Genomic DNA, 25,390 nt, shown 5'->3' with positions numbered 1-25,390 from the left:
AATAAAGACTGAAGCGATATCCAACATAGAACAGCGACTAGTTATCGCACGAACAGGCTTGTTGTGATGTGCATCCACGTTCTATTCGGTCATTTGCTTGACACAAGAAACGATGTGATTGCTTGTTGTCGCAAGCATTGGACTGTAGACACAAACAGCACCATTTACTTTTCGTTGCTTGGCCGCATAACAGGCCAAATCCGCTTCTTTAATAGCGGCATTCACTGAGGCCGAGTGACGGCTCATTTGAGTAATGCCAATAGAACAACCTAAATCCAGCGTGTCTAATGGGCCTGCATTAATGGATTGAGTAGCAACCGTCGCAAGATGTTCAGCAATCTTCTTGGCCTCACCTAAAGAGGTATTTTCCATCAACACAATAAATTCATCCCCACCATAACGCGCCACCACATCACCTTTTCGCAAACGCTGCCTTAGGAGTTGGCCAAAGGTTTGCAAAACAGTATCCCCCGCATCATGACCAAACCGATCATTCACTGCCTTAAATCGGTCTAAATCGATAAAGAGGACAACGACTTCACCGCCATGGAGTTGTATTTGTTGGAAACGCGTATTCAACATCTCAAAAAGATATTCCCGGTTATTACAACCCGTCAGCGAATCATAAGTCGCATGATCTCGTAACGTTTCATAGCGATTTTTAAAGTCATCCATCAATTCCATTTTTTGCATCGTCTTGGTCATGAGATGACACGATGAATCAATAGTGGTGGCACCCAGTAAAAACACAGTGGCGTAAAAATAATTAAGACAGTGGGGATCGACCAAAAGGCCATAAACAATGCTGGCCGAATAACTTAGAATAAAGAAGCTAATAAAAACAAGATAAGTCAGCCATTGCCAGCGGTAATGATTCGTTTGTTGTAATAATCGATTAACTAAGTAGGCTCCATTAATGAGAAAACCGATGCCAAACAGTATCATAAAAACTGGAATAACCATGATTTTGCCTTACAAAAAGCCAACTACTCCCCTTAGTATAGATCTACTTTTTTTCTTTTCTTTCATCAATAGTCTTTTTTTTTCATAATATTAACCGCCGCAACCTAAGCGCATTAACAATAACTGACACGGAAGAAAGCGCCATAGCAAGTGCCGCAATGATAGGACTTAAAAGTAAGCCGGTCAGTGGATACAAAATACCCGCTGCCAATGGAACACCTAGCATGTTGTAAATAAATGCGAAGAAGAGATTTTGACGTATATTACTCATCGTATTTTCTGACAAATGACGAGCCTTGGCAATACCACGCAAATCCCCATGCAGTAGAGTAATGCCAGCACTTTCAATGGCCACATCGGTACCCGTTCCCATGGCAATACCAATGTCTGCTTTTGCAAGTGCTGGGGCATCATTGACCCCATCCCCTGCCATAGCCACAATGAGACCTTTTTCTTTTAATTCACCTACAATACGGCTCTTATCCTCCGGCATGATTTCAGCCACCACTTTCTTTATACCCAATTGACTCGCTACCGCTTCAGCTGTTTTTTTGCTGTCTCCGGTGAGCATCACAATCTCAATACCGCTTTGCTGCAACTCGTGAATGGTTTCTGGGGTAGTCGATTTAATGGGATCTTCTACCACCAGAAGAGCCGCCGTTTTACCATCCACTGCCATGAACATGACTGAGGCACCTTGAGCGCGAAGCTCATCCGCTCGTTCAAGAAGGTCAACATTGTCACTTCCATGCTCTTGCATTAATTTGGCATTACCAATGGCAATGCGATGACCATTGACCTTCCCGATGACCCCCTTTCCAGTAGGTGCTTCAAAGTCGTCCACTGAGCCAAAGGACAACTGCTTTTCTTTCGCAGCCACTACGATAGCATGACCCAGAGGATGCTCACTTTGATGCTCAAGAGTAGCCGCAAACCCTAAAATAACCTCTTCATCAAATTCATCGTCAGTCACAATGCGGGTCAGTTTAGGACGCCCCTCCGTTAGAGTACCTGTTTTATCAACCACTAACGTATTGACCTTTTCCATGCGCTCCAAGCTTTCGGCATTTTTAATTAAAACCCCATTTTGGGCTCCTTTTCCAACCCCTACCATGATGGACATGGGTGTTGCCAAACCAAGAGCACAAGGGCACGCAATAATAAGTACTGATACAGCGGCAATTAAACCATAACTCAATGACGGCTGTGGACCTAGCAAGGCCCATAGAATAAAAGACAATAGGGCAACCAAAATCACTGCGGGAACAAACCATCCCGAAACGGTATCCGCTAATCGTTGAATAGGAGCACGACTTCTTTGTGCTTCACTCACCATTTGGACAATACGAGCAAGCATGGTATCACTGCCCACATGCAATGCGCTCATCACAAAACTACCCGTCTGGTTCATCGTCGCTCCAATGACTTTTGCCCCTGCTTCTTTAGTCACCGGAATAGGTTCACCTGTCACCATAGACTCATCGACAAAACTTCGCCCTTCCAGCACATCCCCATCCACTGGTATTTTTTCACCCGGACGAACTCGCAATTTATCCCCAACCTGAACCTTGTCGAGCGATACTTCTTCTTCACTGCCATCCTCTTTAATAAGATGTGCACTTTCAGGAGCCAATTTCAACAAAGCACGGATGGCACTACCCGTTTGCTCTCGCGCTTTGAGTTCCAGCACTTGCCCTAATAAGACGAGCGTTGTAATCACTGCTGCCGCTTCAAAATACACAGCGACCACCCCTTCCTGATTTCGAAACGCTTGGGGAAATACGCCTGGCCAAAGAACAGCCACCACACTGTAAGCCCATGCCACACCAATGCCCATAGCAATCAAGGTAAACATATTTAATTGGTGTGTTTTTAGAGATTGCCAACCACGTTTGAAAAAAGGCCAGCCGCCCCATAAAACCACCGGTGTGGCAAGAAGTAATTGAATCCAACTGGAAACATCGCCAGAAATAAAATGCTTCAAACCATGTCCACCCATCTCCAATATCACAACAGGCACCGTCAAAATCAACGCAATCCAAAATCGACGCCTCATATCAAGATACTCAGGGCTCGCAGCTTCCGAAACCATCACCGTTTCCGGCTCTAAAGCCATGCCACAAAGAGGGCAATTACCAGGGGCAGACTGGCGAATTTCTGGATGCATGGAGCACGTATAAACAATTGAACCTTCCCTTTTGGATAAAGGCACAGGAGGCTTGAGTGTCTTATGCTCCTGATGACAAGAAGCATGCTCTTTACCTGAATTAGGATGTCCTTGATGAGGGTTTTGTTTCATGAGTCACCTATTTTAATTATTAGACTTCTTTCGAAACTCGCTGCAGTGAGCGAAGTGCGAGGAGAAACGGAGCGCAGAACCGGAGTGTACACGCAGTCACATGAGGATTCGAGCACCGCATCGACGAAGTACTTTGCCGCTGCAGTAGAGTTTCGAAAGAAGTCTATTTAATGCCCGACGCCACCATGACCGCCATGTCCACCCGCACTGTGCCCTCCATAGCCCCCATCCGTCTCTTGCGAACTCTGTTTCACAGCATGATTACAAGAGTTCAAAAAGAAAATGGCCGAAAATCCAATGACCATTCCGATACCCCTGATTCGTTTAAACAGCGACATAGGACACTCCTTCGTCAATAAACACATTTTTTCATCCTTACTTTTTTAACGCCTTGGCGAGTTCATTTTTTACTAAAGTCTTTGCAATCAAATCACTTACGTCAATCGCATTAGTGATATAAGGAATGGTGTTACACGTGATGATTGTCACACCTTCTATCCCCGATAATAAAGAATAGGCCTCTTCTGCAAAAAGCGCATGCACCCCAATACAAATCACGGACTGAACTCCGGCCTTTTGTAAATGTGTCACCGTCTCCACCATGGTTCTGGCGGTGGAAATAATGTCATCCACCAATACTGGAGTTGAAGATTCCAACTTAAGCGTAGTTGGCACAGAAACAGCAACCTCTTTATCACCATGGCGAACTTTTTCCAAAACCACATAGGGAAAATGGCCTTTTTCTGCAATATCAGCAACCCATTGCTCACTTTCGCTATCAGGACCAATAATCACTGGTTTCTTAATACTGTTTTTAATCCAGGAGGCGATAGCGGTGGTGGCATGCAAAACAAAAGTAGGTATGGTGTAAATTTCAGCTAACGAGTGATAGCGATGCAAATGAGGGTCAACAGTCATCAACCAGTCAAATGTTGTGGATAGCATTTCAGCAAAATAACGCGAGGTGATTCCCTCGCCCTCATGAAAACGCGTGTCTTGACGCAAATAGGGAAGGTAAGGGGCAATTAAACCAATTGTTTTAGCACCTAATTCTTTGGCTGTTTTGGCAAAAAACAACAAAGGGAGTATTTTTTCATCAGGTCGGTTTAAGCTGTCCACCACAATCAGGTTGCGATTTTTAATGTGGGTATTGATTCTGACATAGCACTCCGTATCCGGGAAACGATGCAAGATGACGTCCCCCACCTCCACGTGCAGTGTCTCTTGTAATCGTCTAAAAAGGTCTGAAGCATCAAATAATGAAAATAAGATAGGCTTCAAGGCTTTTCTCCTAAAATAATGACTTCGGGTTTGCCGCGCAGAAAATCGCAGGCGTAGTTAAGTTCCCCTGAAGACTCCGAATGAATCGTAAACAAAGGCTCGCCTTGTTCCACTTGGGTATTAACATGAACGTGCAAGTCCACGCCTGCGGATTTCGAGTGAGGCGCTCCAGCCAACTTGGCCACCTGGGCCAATTTCCGATTATCAATCATCGCGACGTTACCCGTTTTTTGAGCCACTATAGGATAACTAAAAGGCGCCTTCTTCAACTCCCTTATCCCGCCCTGCGCCTCACAAATGGCTTGAAATTTTTTAAATGCTTGCCCACTCACCAATAATTGCTCAGCAACGTCTTTTCCTGATCCAGGAGATACCTTGGGAGAAAACTCCAGCGCTGCTCCTGCAATCGTCAACGCCCTGTCGCGCAAATCATGAGGGGCATGAGGCAACCCTTGTAACACCGCCAAGACATCGCGGGCTTCCAAGGATGGACCAATACCATGTCCTACCGGTTGTGAACCATCAGTACATAACACCTGAACAACAAGACCTAACTGTTTTGCTACTTCTTCAAGGGATTGCTTAAGAAGTAACGCCATGGCCTGGTTTCTCACTTTGGCAGTAGGCCCTACTGGAATATCAATGACCGCATGCGTTGCACCTGATGCAATCTTTTTAGAAAGAATAGAAGCAACCATTTGCCCTTCACTGTCTAAATCAAGAGCACGTTCCACGCGAATAAGCACGTCATCGGCAGGACTTAAACTCACCGCCCCTCCCCATACAATACAGCCGTTTTCTTTTTCAACCACGTGGCGCATGGCCTTCGGGCTTAAGTGTACCGGTGCTAAAGCCTCCATCGTATCTGCGGTTCCCGCAGGAGATGTAATCGCCCTAGAGGAGGTTTTGGGGATGGTCAAACCAAAAGCCGCCACAATAGGTACGATAATCAAGGTGGTGCGATTTCCCGGCAATCCTCCCACACAATGTTTATCCACTACGAGTGGTGAAGGCCAGGATAAGCGCTCACCACTGTCCATCATGGCCTTGGTCAATTTCATGATTTCAGTACTCGTTAAACGACCTGCGCTACTTGCCGCTAAAAAAGCAGCGATTTGCACATCAGAAAGTCGACCACTTAACACATCATCAACAATGAGCTTGAATTGCTCCAATGAGAGTTCCTTGTCATAAATTTTGCTGTGTACAACGCTTAAGGATTCCAGTGGTTTAGGATGCGAGAGTTGAATGTCATCCCCTTCTTTGGCATTGAGAAAATCCCACGCAAAATTGGATAAGCTTGCCTCACCAGGCTTTAAAAGCTCTGAGGTCACGACATTAAGCGTGGCAATAATCGAGCGCTGGCCCAAAGTCACCTGGATGCGCGTTTGAATCTCAAACCCCTCCGAATGACAGACATGGCAATCTTCTCGCATGTAGATAATGGCTTCGTGATAGGTTTTAATCCCTAAGTACTTTAAACGCAACCTATGATGCTCCTTCTGGATCACGACAAATCCTCCTCTTGCAGATAAGAAGGGATCGTACAGGGAAAACCTAATTGGCTTTCAATTTTCTCTTTAAGAGATTGGGCACCATGAGGCTCACCGTGCGTAATAAATATTTTTTTAGGCGAATGAGCAAACTGTTTGAGCCACTCTAACAATTCTTGATAATCGGCATGAGCCGAGGTGCTGCTCATCACCACCACGTTTGCGCGGATGGAAACAAGACTGCCATGAATTTTAACTTCCCGCTCGCCATTGACAATCCTGGCACCACGAGTACCTCCAGCCTGAAAGCCAGTAAACAACAGAGTGCTTTTGGAATCAGGAGCAAACCGCTTCAAATGATGGAGAATGCGACCACCTTGAGCCATCCCACTGGCGGCGATGATGATTTGCGGCATGGTGTGCCTGTCAATCTCTTTGGACTCTTCAGGCGTATTCACATACGTGGCCGCATGGCATAAACCCTTACATTGCTCTTCGGTTAGATGATGGTCTTTTTTATATGTGCATAAAAGATGAGTGGCATTAATGGCCATGGGACTGTCTAAAAACACAGGAACGCCTTTGGGAATCTCTCCTTTGCGCTTCAGTTCATAAATAAAATAAAGAAGACTTTGAGCACGCCCCACCGCAAAGGCTGGAATGATAACCGAACCACCTCGTTTGATGGTTTGATTAATCACCTGACCAATTTGAGGTAAAGGATCGATGGTATCGTGCAATCTATCTCCGTACGTGGATTCCATCACCAAATAATCCACCTCTTGAATAACGCTAGGCGCTTTCATCACTGGGTCATGAAGCCGCCCGATGTCCCCGGTAAATAAAATGGAACGGTCTTTCGTTTTTATTTTAACCATGGCGGCACCGACGATGTGGCCTGCGCGATGAAACTCAAAACTGAATTCATTAAATAATGGGTACGGTGCATTAAAATCAACCGTTTCAAAATAGTGTAATGCCGTTCTCGCTTCTTGTTCGGTATAGAGTGGCAAAGCAGGTTGATGCTTGGAAAACCCATATTTGTTGGCCAAACGTGCTTCTTCTTCCTGGAGATGACCACTATCGGGTAATAAAATAGAGCACAGCGCTTTGGTGCCAGGTGTTGCATAAATTTTGCCTTGAAATCCATTTTTAATGAGCAAGGGAAGATAGCCGGTATGGTCAATATGCGCATGAGTGACAATCACCGCATCGATGTCGGCTGGATTGACAGGCAATGGGGCCCAGTTACGCAAGCGCAATTCTTTATAGCCTTGAAAAAGACCGCAATCAATAAGAATTTTTCTAGAATTCACTGTCAAAAGATATTTTGAACCAGTGACCGTCTGGGTTGCCCCTAAAAAGGTTAATTTCATTTTGCCTCCGTCAGACTTCCTTGTTGTTTTAATTCCACTTGCCAACGCCACATCACATAAACCACGGGAATGACAATGAGAGTCAGTAAAAGGGCTGAAAAAACGCCACCCACCATGGGTGCAGCCAAGCGTTTCATGACATCCGCTCCAATGCCAGTGGCCCACATCACCGGCAATAACCCAATGATGTTCGCAAGGCCCGCCATCACCATGGGGCGAATACGGGATATGGCACAAAGGTGTACCATTTGAATTAAATCCGGCAAGGTTTTAAGTAGCCCCTTCTCTTTGTGCTCATTGTAATCCGAATCAAGGTATGCGAGCATCACCGCACTGGTTTCGGCGGCCACACCGGCTAAAGCAATCATTCCCACCCAAACGGCAATACTCATGTTGTAGCCCAAGACATAAAGCAACAGAAAACCACCAAATAAAGCAAAAGGAACACCGAGCATCACCATCAAGGTCTCCGTGATGGTGCGGAAGGTAAAATAAAATAAAACAAAAATAATGGCTAAGGTGAGTGGTACGAAAATCTTAAGCCGCTCATAAACCCGTTGCATGAATTCGTATTGACCTGACCAGGCCAGGGTGTAGCCTGGAGGCAATTTGACTTTGGCCTTGACTGCTTGCTTTAGCTCCTCCACGTAACCACCAATATCCCGACCACTGATATCAATAAACACATAACCTGCCAACATAGCATTTTCATCGCGGACCATGGCGGGCCCTGAACGGAAAGTGAGAGTCACCAATTGCGCAATAGGTACTTCAGCTCCACTTGGTGTTTTAACTAAAATACGATTGAGTTTATCTGGGTCGTCACGTAGCTCCCGCAAATAGCGCACATTCACCGGATAACGCTCACGCCCTTCAATCGTGGTAGTAATGTTTTCACCACCCACAGCCGACTCAATAATGCGATTGACGTCCATGATGGTTAAGCCGTAACGTGCCAGCTGGTCTCTATTGATTTGAAAATCAAGAAAATAACCGCCAGCCACCCGCTCCGCATAGACATTACTGGTCCCCTTTACTTCTTTGGCCACCATTTCAATTTCTTTGCCAATGGCTTCAATTTTTTTAATGTCGGGACCAAAAATTTTAATTCCAACAGCCGTTCGAATCCCCGTGGTGAGCATGTCATTGCGTGCTTTAATGGGCATGGTCCAGGCATTACTCACCCCGGGAAACTGTAAGACTTTATCCATTTCAGCCACCAAGTTTTCATAAGTCACTCCTTTGCGCCAAAATTCTTTAGGCTTTAACTCCACAATCACTTCCATCATATTAAATGGCGAGGGGTCGGTGGAAGTTTCTGCTCGTCCTGTCTTTCCAAACACATGGGCTACTTCTGGAAAGGCCTTTAATTTCTTATCCATTTCCTGAAGCAAAGCCGTTGCTTGAGTCACTGAAATACCTGGCAAAGTCACTGGCATGTACAAAATAGTGCCTTCATAAAGAGGCGGCATAAACTCAGCGCCAATGAGTTTGTAGAGAGGGATTGTGGCTAATGCCACCACTATGGCAACTCCCACGACAACCTTTCGATAGCTTAAAGCGAGCGTTAACACGGGTGCGTACATTGCTTGCATCAAGCGGGTGATGGGGTGTTTTTGTTCAGGAATGATTCGACCACGTACCAAAAGAGGCAATAGTACAGGAATTAGGGTGATGGCCAACAGGGCACTCATGAAAATCGCCAAGTTTTTAGTATAAGCCAACGGTGAAAACATCCGTCCCTCTTGAGCTTCTAGAGTAAAAACGGGCATAAACGAGATGGCAATCACAAGAAGTGATGAGAAAATCGCAGGACCTACTTCCTTGGCCGAATCGATTAACACTTGGGTGCGATCGCCTGGACTTCCTTTTGCCTCCCAATCCGCTAAGCGTTTATGGGCATTATCGACCATGATGATGGCAGCATCCACCATGTCGCCAACCGCCACAATAATCCCACCAATAGACATGATATTAAGCCCAATATGCAAGAAATAAATGGGGATAAAGGAAATCAAAATCGCAAGCGGCAAGGTAATAATGGGGATTAATGCGGAACGAAAATGACCTAAAAATACGATGATGAGTAACCCAACCACCACCAGTTCTTCAATCAAATTCCAATTGGCCGTGGAGATGGCTTCTTGAATGAGGTTACTGCGATCATACACAGGAACCATTTTTATTCCTTCGGGGATGGCAGTGGCCAATTCTTTTAATTTCTCTTTAATGCGACCAATCACTTGCAACACATCCTCACCAAAGCGCATGATGACAATGCCGCCCACTGCTTCTCCTTGGCCATTTAAATCGACGACCCCTCGGCGCATGTCCGAGCCAAGCTGCACAGTCGCCACATCACGCAGCAAAATTGGTGTGCCATTGGCATTAGTGCCTATGGCAATTTTTTCAATGTCCTCGGTAGATTTAATATATCCTCGCCCACGAATCATATATTCCACGCCTGAAAATTCAACCACCCTTCCACCGGTGTCATTATTGCTCATGCGAATTTTTTCGATGATGTCAGGAACCGACAGGTTGTAAGCAAGAACTTTGACGGGGTCCAAATTGACTTGATACTGCCTGACAAACCCACCCACACTGGCTACTTCAGACACCCCAGGAACTGCTCTTAACCAATAGCGTAAATACCAATCTTGAAACGTGCGTAACTCAGCCAGATTATGTTTCCCATTCTCATCCACCAAGGCGTATTGATAAATCCAACCCACAGGGGTCGCATCAGGACCTAGTTGAGGAGTAACCCCTTCGGGTAATTTCCCTGCCAGTTGACTCATGTACTCTAAAACACGAGAACGCGCCCAATAAATATCAGTACCGTCCTCAAAAATGATGTAAACATAAGAAAAGCCAAAATCAGAAAATCCCCGTACCGCAACCACCTTCGGTGCGGACAATAGGGCGGTCACAATAGGGTAAGTGACTTGGTCTTCCATTAAATCAGGAGAGCGTCCCATCCAGGTGGTGTACACAATCACTTGCGTGTCTGAAATATCAGGCAAAGCATCCATGCGGGTATTCTTAAGAGCCACATAGCCCATGAAAGAAAGCCCAAGCACAAAGAGCAACACAATAAAGCGATTGCGTGCACAAAATTCAATAATCCGTTCAACCATAAAATCCCTTTATTTCATAGGAATCTCATACATCATCCCTGTTCTTGAAAGGAAGAGCCTTACGAGATAACACTCATAAGCAATTCATCTTTTATTATTTGTGCTGCATGCCTCCCATGGCCGCTTTCAACTGGCTCTCCGAATCAATGAGGAAATTCGCAGACGTTATAATCTTATCTCCCTCTTTAACCCCTTTTACTATCTCAAGCAAATCGCCTGCTCTCACCCCAACAGTCACGTCTCGCCACTCAATTTTGCCATTGCCATGATAAATAAAGACCACCGCGCGCTCACCCGTGAGTAAAACGGCATTTTTAGGAACCACAAGACGTTCACCCAAAGGGATTTTGAGTTCCAGATTAACGTACATGCCAGGCTTTAATTGTTCTTTTTGATTGTCTACCTCAAAACGCACCTTGGCCGTTCGCGTTTTCATCTCAATGGTCGGATAAATAAAATCAAGCTTGGCTTTAAATAATTCATTAGGCAAATAGGTAAGCGTCAGGTCGGCAGTTTGTCCTAGTTTAATATAGGGCAACTCGTATTCATAAATATCCCCTAAAACCCACAAGCGTGATAAATCAGCAATCGTATACAATTCATCCCCCGGCTCAATACGCATACCGATAAGCGCCATTTTTTTAAGAACCGTTCCCTGGATGGGTGAGTCAATGGTCATCGTTCGAGTAATTTTGCCGGTACGCTTTAATTGCTCTATTTCCTTTTCAGAAATCCCCCACAGCAGCAACCGCTGATGGGCGGCTTGAAAGGCCCCTTGGGCACCACGGGCGGCACTGGAGGTGGTATTTTTGCTTAAGATTTTTTGAGCGTTTAAGGCAAGGAGATATTCTTGTTGGGTGGCGACCAATTCAGGGCTATACACCGTAAAAAGGGCTTGTCCTTTTTTTACTTTTTCGCCAGTGAAATTAATGAATAATTGTTCTATCCAACCATCAAAACGCACATGAATGTGGGCAACGCGCCGCTCATCGGCTTCAACACGACCCACCGTCCGGATTGTTTTTTCAATCAGTTGGCGGCGTACCGGCTCGGAGGTGATGCCAATAGCTTGTAAGCGGACTGGATCAATCACCATCTCATTTTTTTGCGTGGACTGTTTCATGTCCATCTTGCTATGTGTATCCGTTGCATTTTGTGCCTGGGTTAACTGCAACAAAGCCAGTAAACTCAAAACGAACACACCCCTTCTCATCACCTTCTGATTCATAAGTACGTCCCTGTGCTTTCTTCGATTTGTGCAATCGCTTTTTCATGTTCAGCAAGCTCACCGTGCCATTCCAATTCGTTTTCTTGCAGTGTCAACAAATTATTAAGCATCGTTAAAAAATCGACTTTACCAACCCCATAATTGGCTTGTGAAGAGGTAAACGTTAGAGTGGCTTGTGGAATGATGGTATGTTGAATTAGATGAATGAGCTTTGCCGAGCGCTCTGCCAACAAATAGGCATTTTTCACTTGGAAAGAGAGTGTGCGATAGGTCGTCTGCAAGTCTTCCATATCGGCGTTGTAACGGGCAAGTGATTCCCGTACGGCATTATTTTGCTTTTGCATGAAATAAAGGGGAACGGTTGCTTTTAACAACACTTGATAGCCTTTGGTATGCATTCCCGTATCATGAAGCCGTCCCCCCTCGATTTCAACGTCCGGGAAATAATCCATTTTACTTAACTTGATGGCTTGTCGTCCTTTTTGCACGTTACGCTGCTGCATGATTAATTGAGGCGCTCGCTGTTTCACGAGCGAATAAAAATACTCCAAATTGTGCCCCATTGGCGTGACAGAGAGTGTTGCTGGAGTACTGACCACCCTTTCTAAGGAACGATTCAAAAGACGGTTGATATCAGCTTGCAGGGATTGGCGTTGTTGCTTTAAGATGACTAAGCGCATCTCTAGACGGGAAACTTCCGTTTGGGCGCGATAAATGTCTTGTTGGGGTGTTTTCCCCACACTGTACGTCGCTTCAGCACTTTGTTCCATTTCATGGAGAAGCTCCTGATTTCTTTGCACAATCTCGATGGATTTATTGGCAAAGTAAAGGTCATAATAAAGCCGTTTTAATTCTGCAATCACGGCGAAACAGGTGGCTTGATACTCTGCTTGCGTGCGTTTGGCTTCAAGGGTGGCTATCCTTCCGCGAACCATGAGTTTGCCAGGAAAAGGAATTTCTTGACTCCCACCCAGCATTTGTTCACGCCTTGGATCTACATCCATAGGAATGTTCTCGGACATATTGATATACCCCGCGTTCAATTTCGGATCAGGAAGCGCTTTCGCTTGCGGAATCACGTGAATAGCAGCAAGCAGGCGGTCGCGTACCGCCCGAATTTGGGGATTGTTTTGCTTGGCTTCCTGAATTAACTGCAACAAACCGGGTGTGGGCTTGGCATAAGTCAATGACCCACTAAAACAGGCGCTTAAAACAACAGTCCAAATGATTTTTTTAATACTAAAACGCTTCATTAGGTGCCTTCCTTAACCATTTTTGCGCTTCTAAGATGAGCAAGGGCACCATACCTAATAGGACCCAAGAAAGACACTGGGTGAATGATACCGGTCCAATACCAAATAATTCTCGTAGCATGGGAATATGGTGAATGATAACTTGCAGCAAGAAACTAATGCTGACAATAAAAAACAAGCGAAGATTAGAGAAAAATCCCAATTGCCAGATGGTTTTGGTTTGACTTCGTGCGCTAAAGGCTCGCAAAAGCTCCTCAGTCACTAAAACGGAAAAGGCGGCATCCTGAGCCTGAATTAAATCCCCATCCATTAAATATTCATAAGCAAAAGCCCCAAGCGTCACCAAAGCCGTTAAGCAACCAATAAAGGTCACCCGTTTGAAAAACGAAATATCCATCATGGATTTTTGCGTGGCTCGGGGTGGACGATTCAAAATCCCTGGCTCGGACATATCAGTAGCTAAGGCAATAGCCGGCAAGCCATCCGTGATTAAGTTAATCCATAACAATTGGATGGGCAATAAAGGCAGCGGCCAACCGATTAAAAGGGCCACAAACACAACCAGCAATTCCCCACTGTTGCCTGCTAACAAATAAGCGAGCGTTTTAGCAATGTTGTCATAAATCGTGCGGCCCTCTTCAATACCGGCCACAATCGAGGTGAAGTTATTATCCATAACAATGATGTCAGAAGCTTCCTTAGTCACTGCCGTTCCTGTTTTTCCCATGGCAATTCCCACAGAGGCTTCTTTTAAGGCGGGCGCATCATTGACCCCATCGCCTGTCATCGCCACCACCTTGTTTTGTTTTTTCCAGGCACGTACGATTTTTAATTTATGCTCTGCTGTCACTCGGGCATAGACTGCAATGTCTTTAACACAGTGGCTAAATTCTTCCTCGGACAGGTTTTCAAGTTCATTACCCGTGAGCAGTCGTTCTCCTGTCCCCATAATACCGAGTTCCTGGGCAATGGCTCTGGCTGTATCAGGATGGTCTCCTGTAATCATCACCGGTTTGATACCCGCCATTTTACAGCGACTGACGGATTCCTTGCTACTGGCATGAGGTGGGTCCTGAAGACCAATGAGACCTAGGAAAATTAAGTGACTTTCAATCTCATTGTCTTCTTTTTCTAACTCGGCGAAGTCTAATGGCTTCTTCGCAAAAGCTAACAGACGCAATGCTTCACTGGCCATCAACTCACACGATTGTTGCATGCGCGCTTTGTCATTTGGCGTTAATTTTTTAACCCCAGTTTGGGTCAAAATATGAGTGCATCGCTCCAAAACAATTTCCGGTGCGCCTTTAACAAAAGCGATGAACTCCTTTTCTTCTTGGCATATCACCGTCATGCGTTTGCGTTCGGAGCTAAAGGGCAACTCCTTAATGCGAGGTAAAGAGGTTTGCAGCTCACCTCGCCAAACCCCTCCTTTGGCAGAAGCGACCATAAGTGCCACCTCAGTTGGGTCCCCAACCGTTGCCACTTGTCCATCTTGCTGTCTAAACTCGGCATTGTTGCAGGCCACCATAGCCCGCAAGGTGGCCTGCAACAACTTATCTTCAGAAACATTAATTTCTTGACCTTGAAGTACAAAACCTCCTGCTAGGTTATACCCTTCTCCTCGAATACCATAAACCTCACTGACTGTCACAAGTTTACGTGCCGTCATTTCACCCACCGTCAACGTTCCTGTTTTATCGGTGCAAATCACTTGTAAACTGCCGAGTGTTTCAACGGCCGCTAATCGCCTCACCAGCACGGAACGCCGTACCATGCGCTGCACACCAAGGGCTAACGCTACCGTGACAACAGCAGGCAAGCCTTCAGGAATCGCCGCAACCGCAAGACTCACGGAACTCATGAATAATTTAAAAATAGGAATGTTGCGAAGTAAACCTAAGCCGAAAATGGCAATAACAATAAAAAAGCAAAGCCATAATAAACGAGAACCCACTTGATTGAGTTTTTTCTGTAAAGGCGTTTCATCACGAGAGGCTTCACCCAGCATTTTGGCGATATGACCCATTTCGGTTTGCATCCCGGTCGCTACAACCAGTGCACGTCCCGTACCATCGGCAATGGCCGTTCCCATAAACACCATGTTTTTACGGTCAGCTAATGGGGTATCTTGAGTGCAAAGGTCCAGTTTTTTACCTACTGGCATGGATTCACCCGTGAGCGGTGCTTCATTGACCTTAAGTGCTGACAACTCAAAAAGACGGGCATCGGCGGCGATTAAATCACCATTTTCAAAAAGGATAACATCTCCTGGGACGATATCCGAAGCAGCAATCATTTTGGCATGGCCATCGCGCAAAACAGTCGCTTTTGGTGCGGCCATTTCCTGGAGCGCAAGCATTGCGCGATCGGCTCGGTATTCTAGAGCAAAACCAATAATGGCATTTAAAATAACAATGGCCAAAATAGCAATGGCATCGGCTTTTTCACTAAGTAAAAAAGAAACAATGACCGCACCCAAAAGCACCCAGGTGACTACACTACTGAATTGCTGAAAGAAAATAATGAGTGCTGATGTTTTTTTCTTTTGACTCAGCAGATTTGGCCCCACTTCTTCTAATCGTTGTGCGGCATCTGCTTCGCTTAAACCTAAAGTCAGGTCTATTTTAAACTGGGATGCGATATCCTGAATCGTTTTTTCATGCCATTGTTCTGCCATTGTAATTCATCCTTTGAATCGGCTCAGCCAGTATGTTCAAATGACCTTAATTCTTCCTAAAGTAACCTCATATTAATTACAGCATCACTGATGGCTTTCCGTTGCATTACAATCCAAAGACTATAGGGTTAGCGGCCACCACCGCCACCATGTCCAACATGGCCTTGAGCCACATGATTGTCTAAACTCTCTATATTTTTAGTAGAGGTACTGTTATTCATGCACGCAGCAAGTGCTAAACAACCAGCTAAAATTATCCAATGACGTTGCTTCATGATGGTCTTCCCCGATGATTTTAAAAGGAAATATGACTACAATATAGATGGTTTCACACAATAAATCAAAGCAGATGGGGCCTGTTGATGGCCTATGAATCAAACCATGATATCATTGTACTTACTGATTTGAATCAACGACAAACAAAATCATTAGAAACAATGATACTAATACATCCTTGATTGTTTTGGAGACCCAAGTCTTATGAAAAAATTGACCATCACCTTAATGAGCTTCTCATTAATCAATTTATATCATTCTATTGCTTTTGCTGAGAACTCCCACCATCACACAATGACCCATGTCACGTTAGAGTCTTCACAATCAGAGACTCGCACTACCATGCAATTATCAATTCAAGGAGTCATGGATAAAGAAAACAAAAAATTAGTATTGATTAAACTAAGCGATACTAAAAACAATAAACCAATCACTTTGGGCAATCTCATTGAGGCCCATACGCAGAAAATTCACTTGCTGATTATCGATGACCATCTCGTTGACTACAGCCATGTTCATCCAATAGAGACAAATATACCCGGTGTTTATCAATTTGAATGGCAGCCTACCCTGAAAAATGCCTCCTATCGAGCATGGGCTGATCTAATACCTGCGAATACCAAAAACCAAGAATACGTTGTTGCCGATTTTCCCTCTCCAAAAACTATAAAAAGAATTGAAGATCGAATGGTGAGACAACCATTATTTGAAAGTACCATTGATGGTTACACATTCAAATTGTCTTTTGATAAAACACCATTACACGTAGGTCAACCCATCATGGGCAAAATTGACATTGTCGATGCTAATGGAAAGCCTGTTCATACCCTAGAGCCGATTATGGGTGCTTTCGCTCACATCGTTGGTTTTAATGAGGACTTTAAAACAGTAACCCATGTCCATCCAATGGGTAAGGAACCAACAAATGGCTCTGAAAGAGGAGGACCTGAATTGCAATTTCATATTGAGCCTAATCAAGCCGGATTTATTAAACTATTCGCCCAAGTACAAATCAATGGAAAGACACTCTATGTTCCATTCGGAATTATAATAAAAAGTACCTAATGAAATGTTCCACTAAACCATTGATATGAGAATCGACTGAGCCAGCCCACTTTAATTTATACACTCTCGAGTATTAAGATAGATTTTTTGGAATTCTCACTTATCACAAAACAGAAACTTCACACAGTTGTCTCTCTAATCCCGTCTCTCAAATTAGATTGCATGTACCAAACCACTAAGTTATCAACAGCAACCCGTTTATGATCAATAGTTCTTTATGTTTTACATGACAAAATAAATTTTTTTAAATTAAACAATAGGATTCGTAGCTCAAAAATTATCTGCATTCAATCGCCCTTAGCTTAGATATTTTCGAATTTCAACTACTACACCAATAAGCTCACATTCATCCGGCTGTTTGATGCTAATCGTTGCCCATAATTCACTATTCGGCAATAGTTGAAATAAACAACCATCTGCTTCACCATATCGACGCAGCACAGTTTGTTTTTTCTCTGTTAGATAAACCAAGACATATTGACCTGGATTGGGTTGCAATTGGCCATCAATAATCACTATATCACCTGGATTGAGTTCGGCTTGCATGCTGTTATCCTCAACGATTGCTGCAAATAACGCAGCGCTTTTGACTGATAAATTAAAATTATCAATGACGATTATTTTCTCAAAGGCAAATGTGTCTTGTTGTCCTAAAATTTCTCTAGCATGTGGTGAGTCTTTAATACTCAATATAGGGATATATCGAAGCCTATTTTCAGAGCTTTGAATAAGATCTCCTTGAGGATTATCAGTTAAGCACAACAAATAAGAGGCAGACACATGTAGCTGGTCTGCAAGTAATTTAGCTTCCAATGGCCCAGGGCTTCGTGTTCCCTGCTCCCAATTACTAATTCTCGCAGGAGATAGTTCTGCTGTTCTTGCTGCTAATTCTTTAATCGTAATACCCCGTTCTTTACGAGCTTTGGTAATACGATTACCTATTTGTTCTCTAATATCCATTGTGATCCTTCAAAAAAATGAGACATACCCATTGACAAAAACACATTTCGTTTTATATTATGGATTAATTAAAACGTTTTGTGTTTTATAAATTAGTGATACATACCATATTTAATCATAAATTTATTTAAAAATCACATCCTGTTTTATTTTTTCTTTTTTATTCATTGATAATAGGTCATGCTATGGAATTTTTTATTATCACCCATCAGGAGCGTTCTGCACTCAGTGGTTTACCTTATCTACAACAATTAACTTATCTTCAAGGCATTAAACCCTACGTTGATTACAAAACAGGGTTAGTCGGTATTCGTCGTGGTATTAGTTATCAGTCATTGAGTGAAGCGCTTTACATAGAACCTCACTCTGGTATTAAAAGCGGTAGCCCAAGTAAAGATCAATTGCGACGTGCTTTGAAAGGGCTTGAGAAGGCTGGTTTAATTCAAATTCAGTCTTGGGAAAGGAAGCTTGTTTTACGTTGTTTATTACTGGACAGACTTGATTCTGCTCATAATAAAGCCGCCATAAAAGCACATGACTATAGCGCACCTCAAGACCCACAAAAAAGTCTATTAGATTCAACAAAATACGATACGAATAAACTAGATCCCGATACAACCCCAAAGGATGAACCCGCCACTCCTCAAGATAATAATAATTATTTTTTTATTTCTTTATCGCAAGCCTTTGATGTCTTCTGGGATCTGTACCCTCTGAAAAAAGAAAAAGAAAACGCTTTTGAGGTATTTAAAAAACTAAGGCCTTCTCAGAGCTTAGTCCAGCAAATCATAGCCAGCTTAACCGAACAAATTCAACTTGAGATAAAAAAACGTGCCGAAGGCGTTTGGGTTCCATCCTGGAAATATCCAGCAAATTGGTTAACACAGCGATGCTGGGAAACAACATCAACAAATCTTGAAGCCAAGGAGAATGACCATGCAATCCATGAAACAAATCGTAAATACGCATCATCTACAAACAGCATCAGGACTACAGAGTTGCGTGAAAGCCCAAGCTTCAGTGACGCCGAGTTCCAAAACATCTGGAAATTGCATTGAGCAAGTCAACAAACTGTTTCTGAAATTTTCAACCTTCTATGGACACATATGGCGCAGCCAATTCAAGAATGAAGCTTATTCAAATTTTGCACGTCAAGAATGGTCAAAAGCACTAGAAGGATTCGATATGCAGTTAATTGAGCAAGCAATTGATGAGTGTCTTAAAAACCGCGAAATGCCGCCTGCGCTGGCGCAATTTATTGAGTGTTGCAAGCAACTATCAGCCAGAAAAAAACAGTGTTTTCAAAGAGAACCTTACAAACCTTGTAATCCTGTTGTTGCCAACGCACACCTGAAAAAAATAAAAACAATCTTAAACATGAAATAAAAATAACCGGAGAAAAATAATGTTGGTACTGACAAGAAAAAAGGGTGAACAAATATTAATTGATAAAGGGCAGATTGAAATACACGTTATTTATCAACGAAGAGGTGTAGTCGCTTTAGGTATTAAAGCTCCAGCTCATATTGATGTTGATAGAAAAGAAATTTTTTTAAGAAAACAAACTAATCCTCAAAACACCGATATAGAGGAACCAAAATGAAAATAAGTGCTCAACTCTCTGTAATTAGCGTACTTAGCGTAGCAGCCTTTTATTCTATGGCAGCTAATGTTACTCAAGTAAACCGCTACGCGACTGTTGCCAACAAACCATTAGCAGCCCAGATCAATCCACTCCTTGCCATTCAACAAGTCCATTTTCCTCAAGAAGTACAAACCATAGGTCAGGCAGTTGAATGGTGGTTGAAGTTTTCAGGATTTTCTCTGGTATCGAAAGAAAAACAACTTCAGAGCCTGCAAACCGTCATGCGCCAAGCCTTGCCTCAGATTGATAGAAACCTCGGCCCTTTGACTGTTAAGGACGGCCTTGAAGTTCTTGTTGGCCAACAGTCCTTTACCTTAATTGAAGATCCTTTATTACGGCAAGTGAATTTCAAATTAAGAGCTGTAGTACGAAATGGGGGTATATCATGATTAATCGCACAACGACCTCAAAGTATTTATTGGCATCAGGTTTAGGCTTGACCTTAGCGGGTGTTATTGTTGGCATTAACTATTTTCCAACAAATAAAACGAATGATTCAGATGTTATTTCACATCGTCTTGATACCTTGCAAGCACAGCTTGGTGCTTTGCATGAGGAAGTTAAAAAGCCCGTTGAGACAGTAGATTTAACCGCTATTAACCAGGACTTTCATAAACTGACCTCCTTAATTGAACAGCTCAAAAATCACAATGAAACAGATCTTAATCGCCTGATCAATGATAATCGTGCTGAATTGACACAAAAGTTGGATGTCTTGCGTGAAATGGTGATGTCTTTGGATAAAAAGCAGCATCCCATTAAATACCTACCCGCGAGCAACTTACCGTTTAAAGTCATCAGTATAGACAGCATTCAGCAAGTCAGTGTGGCTACAGTGGCTTATAACTTTAAAACAGTGCCTTTGGAAAAAAGCGACCAATTAGCTGGCTGGACAGTATTAAGTATTGACTTCGGTCTACAACGCATGGAATTGGAAAACGGTAATAAAGAGCATGTTGTGGTGAGGATGGATGTGTTGCAGGGGGAATCTGATGCTTAAGTATTCTGCTTTCCTGATTCCCATATTAGCCTGTCATGCAGTACATGCTGATCTGACTATTCCAGGCTTAAATCAACAGCCCTTAAATCACATTGCCATTGAAGATAAAACATTGGCAAGAACAGGATTAACGACTAATGAAGACGATCTGACCTCAGAGCAAGACATCAATAAAATTACACTGACCGATACCCAATTGCATGAAGCTAAAGTGTGGGGATTAACAGCTGATGAAGAAAAACGTTATGTCCTGCTCATGCAAAATAAAAGCAAATTCTACTACAAAGGCTTAAGACAAACTCCTATTGATATTCTGGGTATTAATGCCAGAAATGAAACCGAACGCAACCATTTTGCAGAATTAGCAGCAAGACAGGAAGCCCAGAAAGTAGCTAAAAATATTGCTTGGAACAATGCTTTTTACAAGGCCTATAACGAGTTGTTTGTTAATGTCCCTGTGGTAGGTGATTTTGACCCATCTCCTTATTCACCCTATGCCCACAAACCAGTGCAATTAAGCCAGGGCGATACGCTGTATTTCTTTATCAAAGAGCAAGATGCTGTAAAAACCATTTTGTTGATGCTCTTTGATGCCATAGAGCAAACACCAAATGCACGGTTACATCTGATGTTACTGGACATGAATGATACGAGCATCCAAATCTGGGCAAATCAACATCAAATACCACAACATCTTGTAAATGGTGGCCGTATTACCCTTAACCACGGCGAACTAAGCTACCAATCCCTCAAGATCAAAAAGTCACTACCGCTGTTGCTACTCTCCCAAAACGGCCATTCCAGCATTGTTGATTTGGGAAGGTTTTAATATGAAAAAGTCAGCCATACTCTTTGGATTGTTGATGATTACGTCCTGCTATGCCTGGCAAGCCATTAACATGGAGCAATTCATTAAAGAAAGCCAAGCCCAGCTCACCGAAGAATCTTTAAAACTACAAGAAAAACTGGATGCAAGACTGCCCGTATCAAGTAAAGCCACTGCTGGCAAAGTAGAAAAGCGAAAGCTAACGCTTGTTAATTTCTCAAACCCCGTGTTTATCATTGGGGATGATGCAGCTTCATACCTTTGGTTGCAAGCCAACGCAAAAAAGCTTGAAGAAGCACAAGCCTTGGGCTTTGTCGCCAACATTAATACCAGTGAACAACTTCAGGCGTTACAACGCCTCACTAAAGCGCCTTTATTACCGGCTAACGTGGATGACTTAATGGAACTCTTTCAAGAAACCCATTACCCACTTGCTATCTTTGGGGAAGAATTATGGCAATAAGGACTGCAACGCCCAAACCCTCCAAAAAAACGGTCATGCGTTTTATGCTGCTTGTTTTATTGGGCTGGTTAATCCTTATGGGTTGGGTATCCAGTCTTTGGTGCTGTTTAGGGTTTGAAAAAGCGTTTAGTTCAGTTACCACACTTTCTCAAAAACAAACGCAAGCAATTACCGCATTTAACGGAATGAGTGTTGCTAACACCATTAAATCCTGGTTAAAAACCATTCCTACTCAAGATGTTGCCAACAAAGCAGCACAAACAGGCTCCCTGATTAAAAAAGGGCTGGATGGGGTGATACCTGATGAAACCAACGATTTAAATGAAATAGCACACGATTTTATCCTAATTGCCAATCAAGTTTGGTTACTGATGGGATTAACTACTCAAGTAATGTTCATCAAACTGGTTATTCTGATTTCGGCTATCCCTCTGTTTTTATTAATGGTCGTGGTTGGACTGGTTGATGGGTTAAATCAACGCGCTATCCGCACCGCATCACTAGGCCGTGAATCATCCTATGTCTTTCATCAACTCAATCGCCACGCCAAACGAGGCCTTTTACTGTTATTAAGCTTATGGCTTGCGCTGCCCATAAGCATCACGCCTGCCTTTGTTTTTGTACCTGCAAGCCTATTGTTAGGCATCATGGTTTCAATCACTGCAAGTCGATTTAAAAAATATTTGTAGGAGAAAAACATGAAACGATTATTGTTATTACTCATATTAAGTCTGCCAATGGCCTCTCATGCAAGTGACGATGCACTCAACCAAACGCTGGTCAGAATAATTAATCAGATTAATGCCATCATGCCTTTGCTTGATGAAGCAAAAACTGAAATTGAACCCAATACCCGCATCCAATTGCATATAGAACATTTTGAAGGCTCTGATGGAAAGAAACACGCAGGGCTTCGTACCGATTTACTGTCCATTCGTAATGCGCTGATTGATTACATCAATAAACCAGCCATTGAACCTAAAACCATCAAGCCGTTAGCTTTGGATTTTATAGGAAAGTGACTATGAGCAAAGTAGATATTGCCAAAACTTTTGCTTCCAGTTTTAAACAAGCTGCAGGCGATACAACTGCAAGTGCCTTTTCCGGCAGCATCCGATTTGTCGCCATCATGCTCGTCATTATTGGCCTTATTTGGTGCATCAATCAATTCATGGGCAATACAGAAAAAGAACAAGAAGGATTTCTTATCCTCCTAGGTTCCCGCTTAATCCGCATTGTTCTCGGATTTTGTTTATTCATTCTAATTTTAATCGTTAAGGGGAATTAATCATGAAAAAGTCAATTGCAAGTGTAAAACAATGGGGGCAACGAATGGGTGCAGGACTCATTACTTTAAATTATGCGCCTGCATTATTTGCCGATAACTGGTTTCCAAAAATCTCTAATGCCGATGACATCAGTGATGGTAATAAAAGCATGATGACAGTTACAGGTAACTATGTTCGTCAAGGCCTGGGATTATTGCTTTTTATTGCTGCCGTCATGAGTTTTATTAAATTCATCACTACCATTCAGCACGGTATTGAAGAATCCAAGAAAAATGATGGTTCTATGGTGGCCTTTGGTACGTTTGCAGTGATGGGGATTACTTATCTTGCTATCAGTATTGTAGCAGGTTATGTCGGCTACAGCATGATTACCAAATTTAAGATTTAGGGGGGGTATTCATGAATCAACCATCCTCACGTCATCTGTCGTTTGATTATGAAGCCTATAAAGGGTTAAGCCTAAGGGAGCTTTTCTGGATAGTGGTGGTCACAACTCCACTAATTAGCATGGGATGTGCTTTGGCAGGACTTTTTATTGGCTATCCTTTGGCCTTCGGATGTATTGGTTTCATTGTTGGTTTTATTGTGTCCATTACTTTTTGCCCTAAACGGGCAGCTGCCATTAAGGCTGGTAAACCGCATGGCTATTTAATGAAAAAAACTGTGTTGTTGATGGCAAAGTGGGGTTTAAGACACTCGCCCTACATTCACCATCAAGGTGTCTGGCAAAAATCAAGACTCGTGAGGTAGTTCTATGTTTCATTACTGGAAAAAAGTGGACAGTTTAAATCATATCAATCGGTTGTTATTAGCCTTTGTATCCGTGCTCATTTTGATTGTACTTGGTCTGATCATTACGCTGGCTAAAATACCCAATCGTTTTGAATTTTGGCTAACACCTTCTATGAGTAGTAATGGTGGATTAATCAAGGAAAACGCCATACCCAAAGAGTACGTTCAGGGTTTTGTTGCCACACTGCTACCCACCTTAAACACCTGGTCACAAGGTGGTAAAAAAGAATTTGCTACTAATCTTTCAGGCTTTCATTACTACTTCACTCCACGACACCAGACATTAATGGATAAAACCTTGATAGCTTATAAAGATGCTCAACTTTTTAATCGAATACAAGTAGCAAGTCTCTATCGGTTTATGGAAAACGAAGATGTCAAAGTAATCGCTCATAACACATGGGAAGTTCATCTGGTTTTACGCATTACCCAACGCTTAAAAGACGATAGCCCCATGGTCATTGCAGACAAGATTGTGGACTATCATGTACGTGTGGTCAAAATCAATCTCTCTCGCTTACAAAATCCTTTTCAACTGGCATTGGATGGTTACACCCAACCAGAAACACTCATCACCGATTTATTGGCAACCAATACAAGAGGTACACAACATGACGACAACTAAATGGTTACTCACGATAATTGCGTTAATTAGCAGTCAATACGCGCTTGCGCTGGATGCAGAGCATGTCTTGTGGGATAAAACACCCATCCCTGTTGAACTATCCTTGAATGAGGAAAGGCTCATCCATTTTCCTCAAGCCATTAGTATTGTAGATAATGAAGCAGCTTCCCAAACCGCGCTTTTGAAAATTCAGGATGCTTTATATCTGAAAGGCAAGGACGTTTTTAAAAACAAAAGACTCTTGGTGCAGCTCATGCCTCAAGGTGAGGTCATTATCTTAAACTTAAGCGTTAATGATAAAACTCATGATGTAAAACCAATAGAAGTGCTTTTGGAGTCCAAAGAAAGTACCAGCTCTCCTCAAGAAGTGGCCAATCCTCTGGATTTAAATGCTGTAACACTGACGCGCTTTGCCATCCAATCCTTGTATGCCCCACAAAGACTGTTGGTGATCCCTGATGGCGTGGGGCGTGTGCCTATGCAAACCCGAAAACAAGTAAGCCTTTTTTACGGTGCCAGTATTGAAGCAAGACCATTGATTTCATGGCATGGAGGAGCTTTTTATGTGACTGCGGTAGAGCTGAAAAATCTGTTGAACAAGGAAATAGTTGTTGATCCTCGCCAAATGATGGGTAACTGGCAAACCGCTACCTTTTAGTGTCCTTCCGGCAAGGCTGTGTGACAGAGTTTAAATGATTTTGTAAAGTACGCTCTCCTTAAATTGTGGAGATTTACTCAA

The 25,390-nt window shown here is 43.1% G+C and carries 28 protein-coding genes; 16 read left to right on the top strand and 12 right to left on the bottom strand.

What is annotated here, in order from left to right:
* Positions 1 to 81 precede the first annotated feature (81 nt).
* Both Lani_RS14165 and Lani_RS14160 read right to left on the bottom strand, forming a co-directional pair.
* Positions 82 to 963 (bottom strand): GGDEF domain-containing protein, encoded by an 882-nt coding sequence (locus Lani_RS14165; RefSeq protein ID WP_019235635.1) that lies wholly within the window; start codon positions 961 to 963, stop codon positions 82 to 84.
* Between the two features lie 82 nt (positions 964 to 1,045).
* Entirely contained in the window at positions 1,046 to 3,262 is a 2,217-nt protein-coding gene (locus Lani_RS14160; RefSeq protein WP_019235634.1) for a copper-transporting P-type ATPase, read from the bottom strand.
* Between Lani_RS14160 and Lani_RS20255 the strand changes: the two genes are divergently transcribed.
* The gene (locus Lani_RS20255; protein WP_083028158.1) at positions 3,245 to 3,433 is read left to right on the top strand and encodes a hypothetical protein; all 189 of its coding nucleotides are present in this window, start codon (positions 3,245 to 3,247) and stop codon (positions 3,431 to 3,433) included. The two genes, Lani_RS14160 and Lani_RS20255, sit on opposite strands and share 18 nt — an antisense overlap.
* Here the strand turns inward: Lani_RS20255 and Lani_RS20250 are convergent.
* From Lani_RS20250 to Lani_RS20500, 9 genes are all read right to left on the bottom strand, one after another.
* Positions 3,430 to 3,627, bottom strand: a complete 198-nt coding sequence (locus Lani_RS20250; RefSeq protein WP_127908256.1) for a hypothetical protein — start codon at positions 3,625 to 3,627, stop codon at positions 3,430 to 3,432. The two genes, Lani_RS20255 and Lani_RS20250, sit on opposite strands and share 4 nt — an antisense overlap.
* 10 nt (positions 3,628 to 3,637) lie before the next feature.
* A complete protein-coding gene (locus Lani_RS14155) occupies positions 3,638 to 4,543 on the bottom strand; it encodes a ribose-phosphate pyrophosphokinase (protein ID WP_019235632.1) in 906 nt (301 codons plus the stop codon).
* Complete coding sequence (locus Lani_RS14150) at positions 4,540 to 6,093, bottom strand: thymidine phosphorylase family protein (protein ID WP_085956475.1); 1,554 nt, start codon at positions 6,091 to 6,093, stop codon at positions 4,540 to 4,542. The genes Lani_RS14155 and Lani_RS14150 overlap by 4 nt, the downstream gene beginning before the upstream one ends.
* On the bottom strand, positions 6,051 to 7,412 hold the full coding sequence (locus Lani_RS14145) for an MBL fold metallo-hydrolase RNA specificity domain-containing protein (RefSeq protein WP_019235630.1): 1,362 nt from the start codon (positions 7,410 to 7,412) through the stop codon (positions 6,051 to 6,053). The genes Lani_RS14150 and Lani_RS14145 overlap by 43 nt, the downstream gene beginning before the upstream one ends.
* Positions 7,409 to 10,552 (bottom strand): efflux RND transporter permease subunit, encoded by a 3,144-nt coding sequence (locus tag Lani_RS14140; protein WP_019235629.1) that lies wholly within the window; start codon positions 10,550 to 10,552, stop codon positions 7,409 to 7,411. Before Lani_RS14140 ends, Lani_RS14145 begins: the two co-directional genes overlap by 4 nt.
* A 94-nt stretch (positions 10,553 to 10,646) precedes the next feature.
* Positions 10,647 to 11,780, bottom strand: coding sequence for an efflux RND transporter periplasmic adaptor subunit (locus tag Lani_RS14135; RefSeq protein ID WP_019235628.1), 1,134 nt, complete (start codon positions 11,778 to 11,780; stop codon positions 10,647 to 10,649).
* Positions 11,777 to 13,033 carry a TolC family protein gene (locus Lani_RS14130; protein ID WP_019235627.1) on the bottom strand — a complete coding sequence of 419 codons (1,257 nt, stop codon included), beginning with the start codon at positions 13,031 to 13,033 and terminating at the stop codon, positions 11,777 to 11,779. The genes Lani_RS14135 and Lani_RS14130 overlap by 4 nt, the downstream gene beginning before the upstream one ends.
* A complete protein-coding gene (locus Lani_RS14125) occupies positions 13,020 to 15,710 on the bottom strand; it encodes a cation-translocating P-type ATPase (protein ID WP_019235626.1) in 2,691 nt (896 codons plus the stop codon). Before Lani_RS14125 ends, Lani_RS14130 begins: the two co-directional genes overlap by 14 nt.
* A 128-nt stretch (positions 15,711 to 15,838) precedes the next feature.
* Positions 15,839 to 15,985 carry a hypothetical protein gene (locus Lani_RS20500; protein ID WP_019235625.1) on the bottom strand — a complete coding sequence of 49 codons (147 nt, stop codon included), beginning with the start codon at positions 15,983 to 15,985 and terminating at the stop codon, positions 15,839 to 15,841.
* A 205-nt stretch (positions 15,986 to 16,190) separates the two neighbouring features.
* On the opposite strand from Lani_RS20500, the gene Lani_RS14120 reads away from it, so the two are divergent.
* Complete coding sequence (locus Lani_RS14120; RefSeq protein WP_019235623.1) at positions 16,191 to 17,051, top strand: hypothetical protein; 861 nt, start codon at positions 16,191 to 16,193, stop codon at positions 17,049 to 17,051.
* A gap of 297 nt (positions 17,052 to 17,348) precedes the next feature.
* Here Lani_RS14120 and Lani_RS14115 read toward each other — a convergent pair whose 3' ends face one another.
* Positions 17,349 to 18,011, bottom strand: coding sequence for a helix-turn-helix domain-containing protein (locus Lani_RS14115; RefSeq protein ID WP_019235622.1), 663 nt, complete (start codon positions 18,009 to 18,011; stop codon positions 17,349 to 17,351).
* 185 nt (positions 18,012 to 18,196) lie between these two features.
* On the opposite strand from Lani_RS14115, the gene Lani_RS14110 reads away from it, so the two are divergent.
* The 14 genes from Lani_RS14110 (at position 18,197) to Lani_RS14045 (ending at position 25,309) form a co-directional block, all read left to right on the top strand.
* Positions 18,197 to 19,069 (top strand): hypothetical protein, encoded by an 873-nt coding sequence (locus Lani_RS14110; RefSeq protein ID WP_019235621.1) that lies wholly within the window; start codon positions 18,197 to 18,199, stop codon positions 19,067 to 19,069.
* A gap of 127 nt (positions 19,070 to 19,196) precedes the next feature.
* Positions 19,197 to 19,397: a hypothetical protein gene (locus Lani_RS20820; RefSeq protein ID WP_019235620.1), complete on the top strand. Its 201-nt coding sequence runs from the start codon at positions 19,197 to 19,199 to the stop codon at positions 19,395 to 19,397.
* Between the two features lie 19 nt (positions 19,398 to 19,416).
* Positions 19,417 to 19,614, top strand: a complete 198-nt coding sequence (locus tag Lani_RS14100; RefSeq protein WP_014843975.1) for a carbon storage regulator — start codon at positions 19,417 to 19,419, stop codon at positions 19,612 to 19,614.
* Positions 19,611 to 20,045: a PFGI-1 class ICE element type IV pilus protein PilL2 gene (pilL2, locus tag Lani_RS14095; protein ID WP_019235619.1), complete on the top strand. Its 435-nt coding sequence runs from the start codon at positions 19,611 to 19,613 to the stop codon at positions 20,043 to 20,045. Before Lani_RS14100 ends, pilL2 begins: the two co-directional genes overlap by 4 nt.
* Complete coding sequence (locus tag Lani_RS14090; protein ID WP_019235618.1) at positions 20,042 to 20,656, top strand: hypothetical protein; 615 nt, start codon at positions 20,042 to 20,044, stop codon at positions 20,654 to 20,656. Before pilL2 ends, Lani_RS14090 begins: the two co-directional genes overlap by 4 nt.
* Entirely contained in the window at positions 20,649 to 21,485 is an 837-nt protein-coding gene (locus tag Lani_RS14085) for a TIGR03759 family integrating conjugative element protein (RefSeq protein WP_019235617.1), read from the top strand. The genes Lani_RS14090 and Lani_RS14085 overlap by 8 nt, the downstream gene beginning before the upstream one ends.
* 1 nt (position 21,486) lies before the next feature.
* Positions 21,487 to 21,945 (top strand): integrating conjugative element protein, encoded by a 459-nt coding sequence (locus Lani_RS14080; RefSeq protein WP_019235616.1) that lies wholly within the window; start codon positions 21,487 to 21,489, stop codon positions 21,943 to 21,945.
* The gene (locus Lani_RS14075; protein ID WP_019235615.1) at positions 21,936 to 22,634 is read left to right on the top strand and encodes a TIGR03747 family integrating conjugative element membrane protein; all 699 of its coding nucleotides are present in this window, start codon (positions 21,936 to 21,938) and stop codon (positions 22,632 to 22,634) included. Before Lani_RS14080 ends, Lani_RS14075 begins: the two co-directional genes overlap by 10 nt.
* Before the next feature lie 9 nt (positions 22,635 to 22,643).
* Positions 22,644 to 22,967, top strand: coding sequence for a hypothetical protein (locus Lani_RS14070; protein ID WP_019235614.1), 324 nt, complete (start codon positions 22,644 to 22,646; stop codon positions 22,965 to 22,967).
* A gap of 2 nt (positions 22,968 to 22,969) precedes the next feature.
* On the top strand, positions 22,970 to 23,233 hold the full coding sequence (locus Lani_RS14065; RefSeq protein ID WP_014843982.1) for a hypothetical protein: 264 nt from the start codon (positions 22,970 to 22,972) through the stop codon (positions 23,231 to 23,233).
* Positions 23,234 to 23,235: 2 nt separating this feature from the next.
* On the top strand, positions 23,236 to 23,622 hold the full coding sequence (locus Lani_RS14060) for a hypothetical protein (protein WP_019235613.1): 387 nt from the start codon (positions 23,236 to 23,238) through the stop codon (positions 23,620 to 23,622).
* 11 nt (positions 23,623 to 23,633) lie between these two features.
* Complete coding sequence (locus tag Lani_RS14055) at positions 23,634 to 23,984, top strand: TIGR03750 family conjugal transfer protein (RefSeq protein WP_011947241.1); 351 nt, start codon at positions 23,634 to 23,636, stop codon at positions 23,982 to 23,984.
* A 4-nt stretch (positions 23,985 to 23,988) separates the two neighbouring features.
* The gene (locus Lani_RS14050; RefSeq protein WP_019235612.1) at positions 23,989 to 24,651 is read left to right on the top strand and encodes a DUF2895 family protein; all 663 of its coding nucleotides are present in this window, start codon (positions 23,989 to 23,991) and stop codon (positions 24,649 to 24,651) included.
* Entirely contained in the window at positions 24,638 to 25,309 is a 672-nt protein-coding gene (locus tag Lani_RS14045; protein ID WP_019235611.1) for a TIGR03749 family integrating conjugative element protein, read from the top strand. The genes Lani_RS14050 and Lani_RS14045 overlap by 14 nt, the downstream gene beginning before the upstream one ends.
* Positions 25,310 to 25,390 lie beyond the last annotated feature (81 nt).

This window comes from Legionella anisa (assembly GCF_001467525.1).
GTDB lineage: Bacteria > Pseudomonadota > Gammaproteobacteria > Legionellales > Legionellaceae > Legionella > Legionella anisa.
The sequence above is the reverse complement of the archived record's forward strand: the minus strand, read 5'-3'. Positions and strand labels throughout refer to the sequence as shown.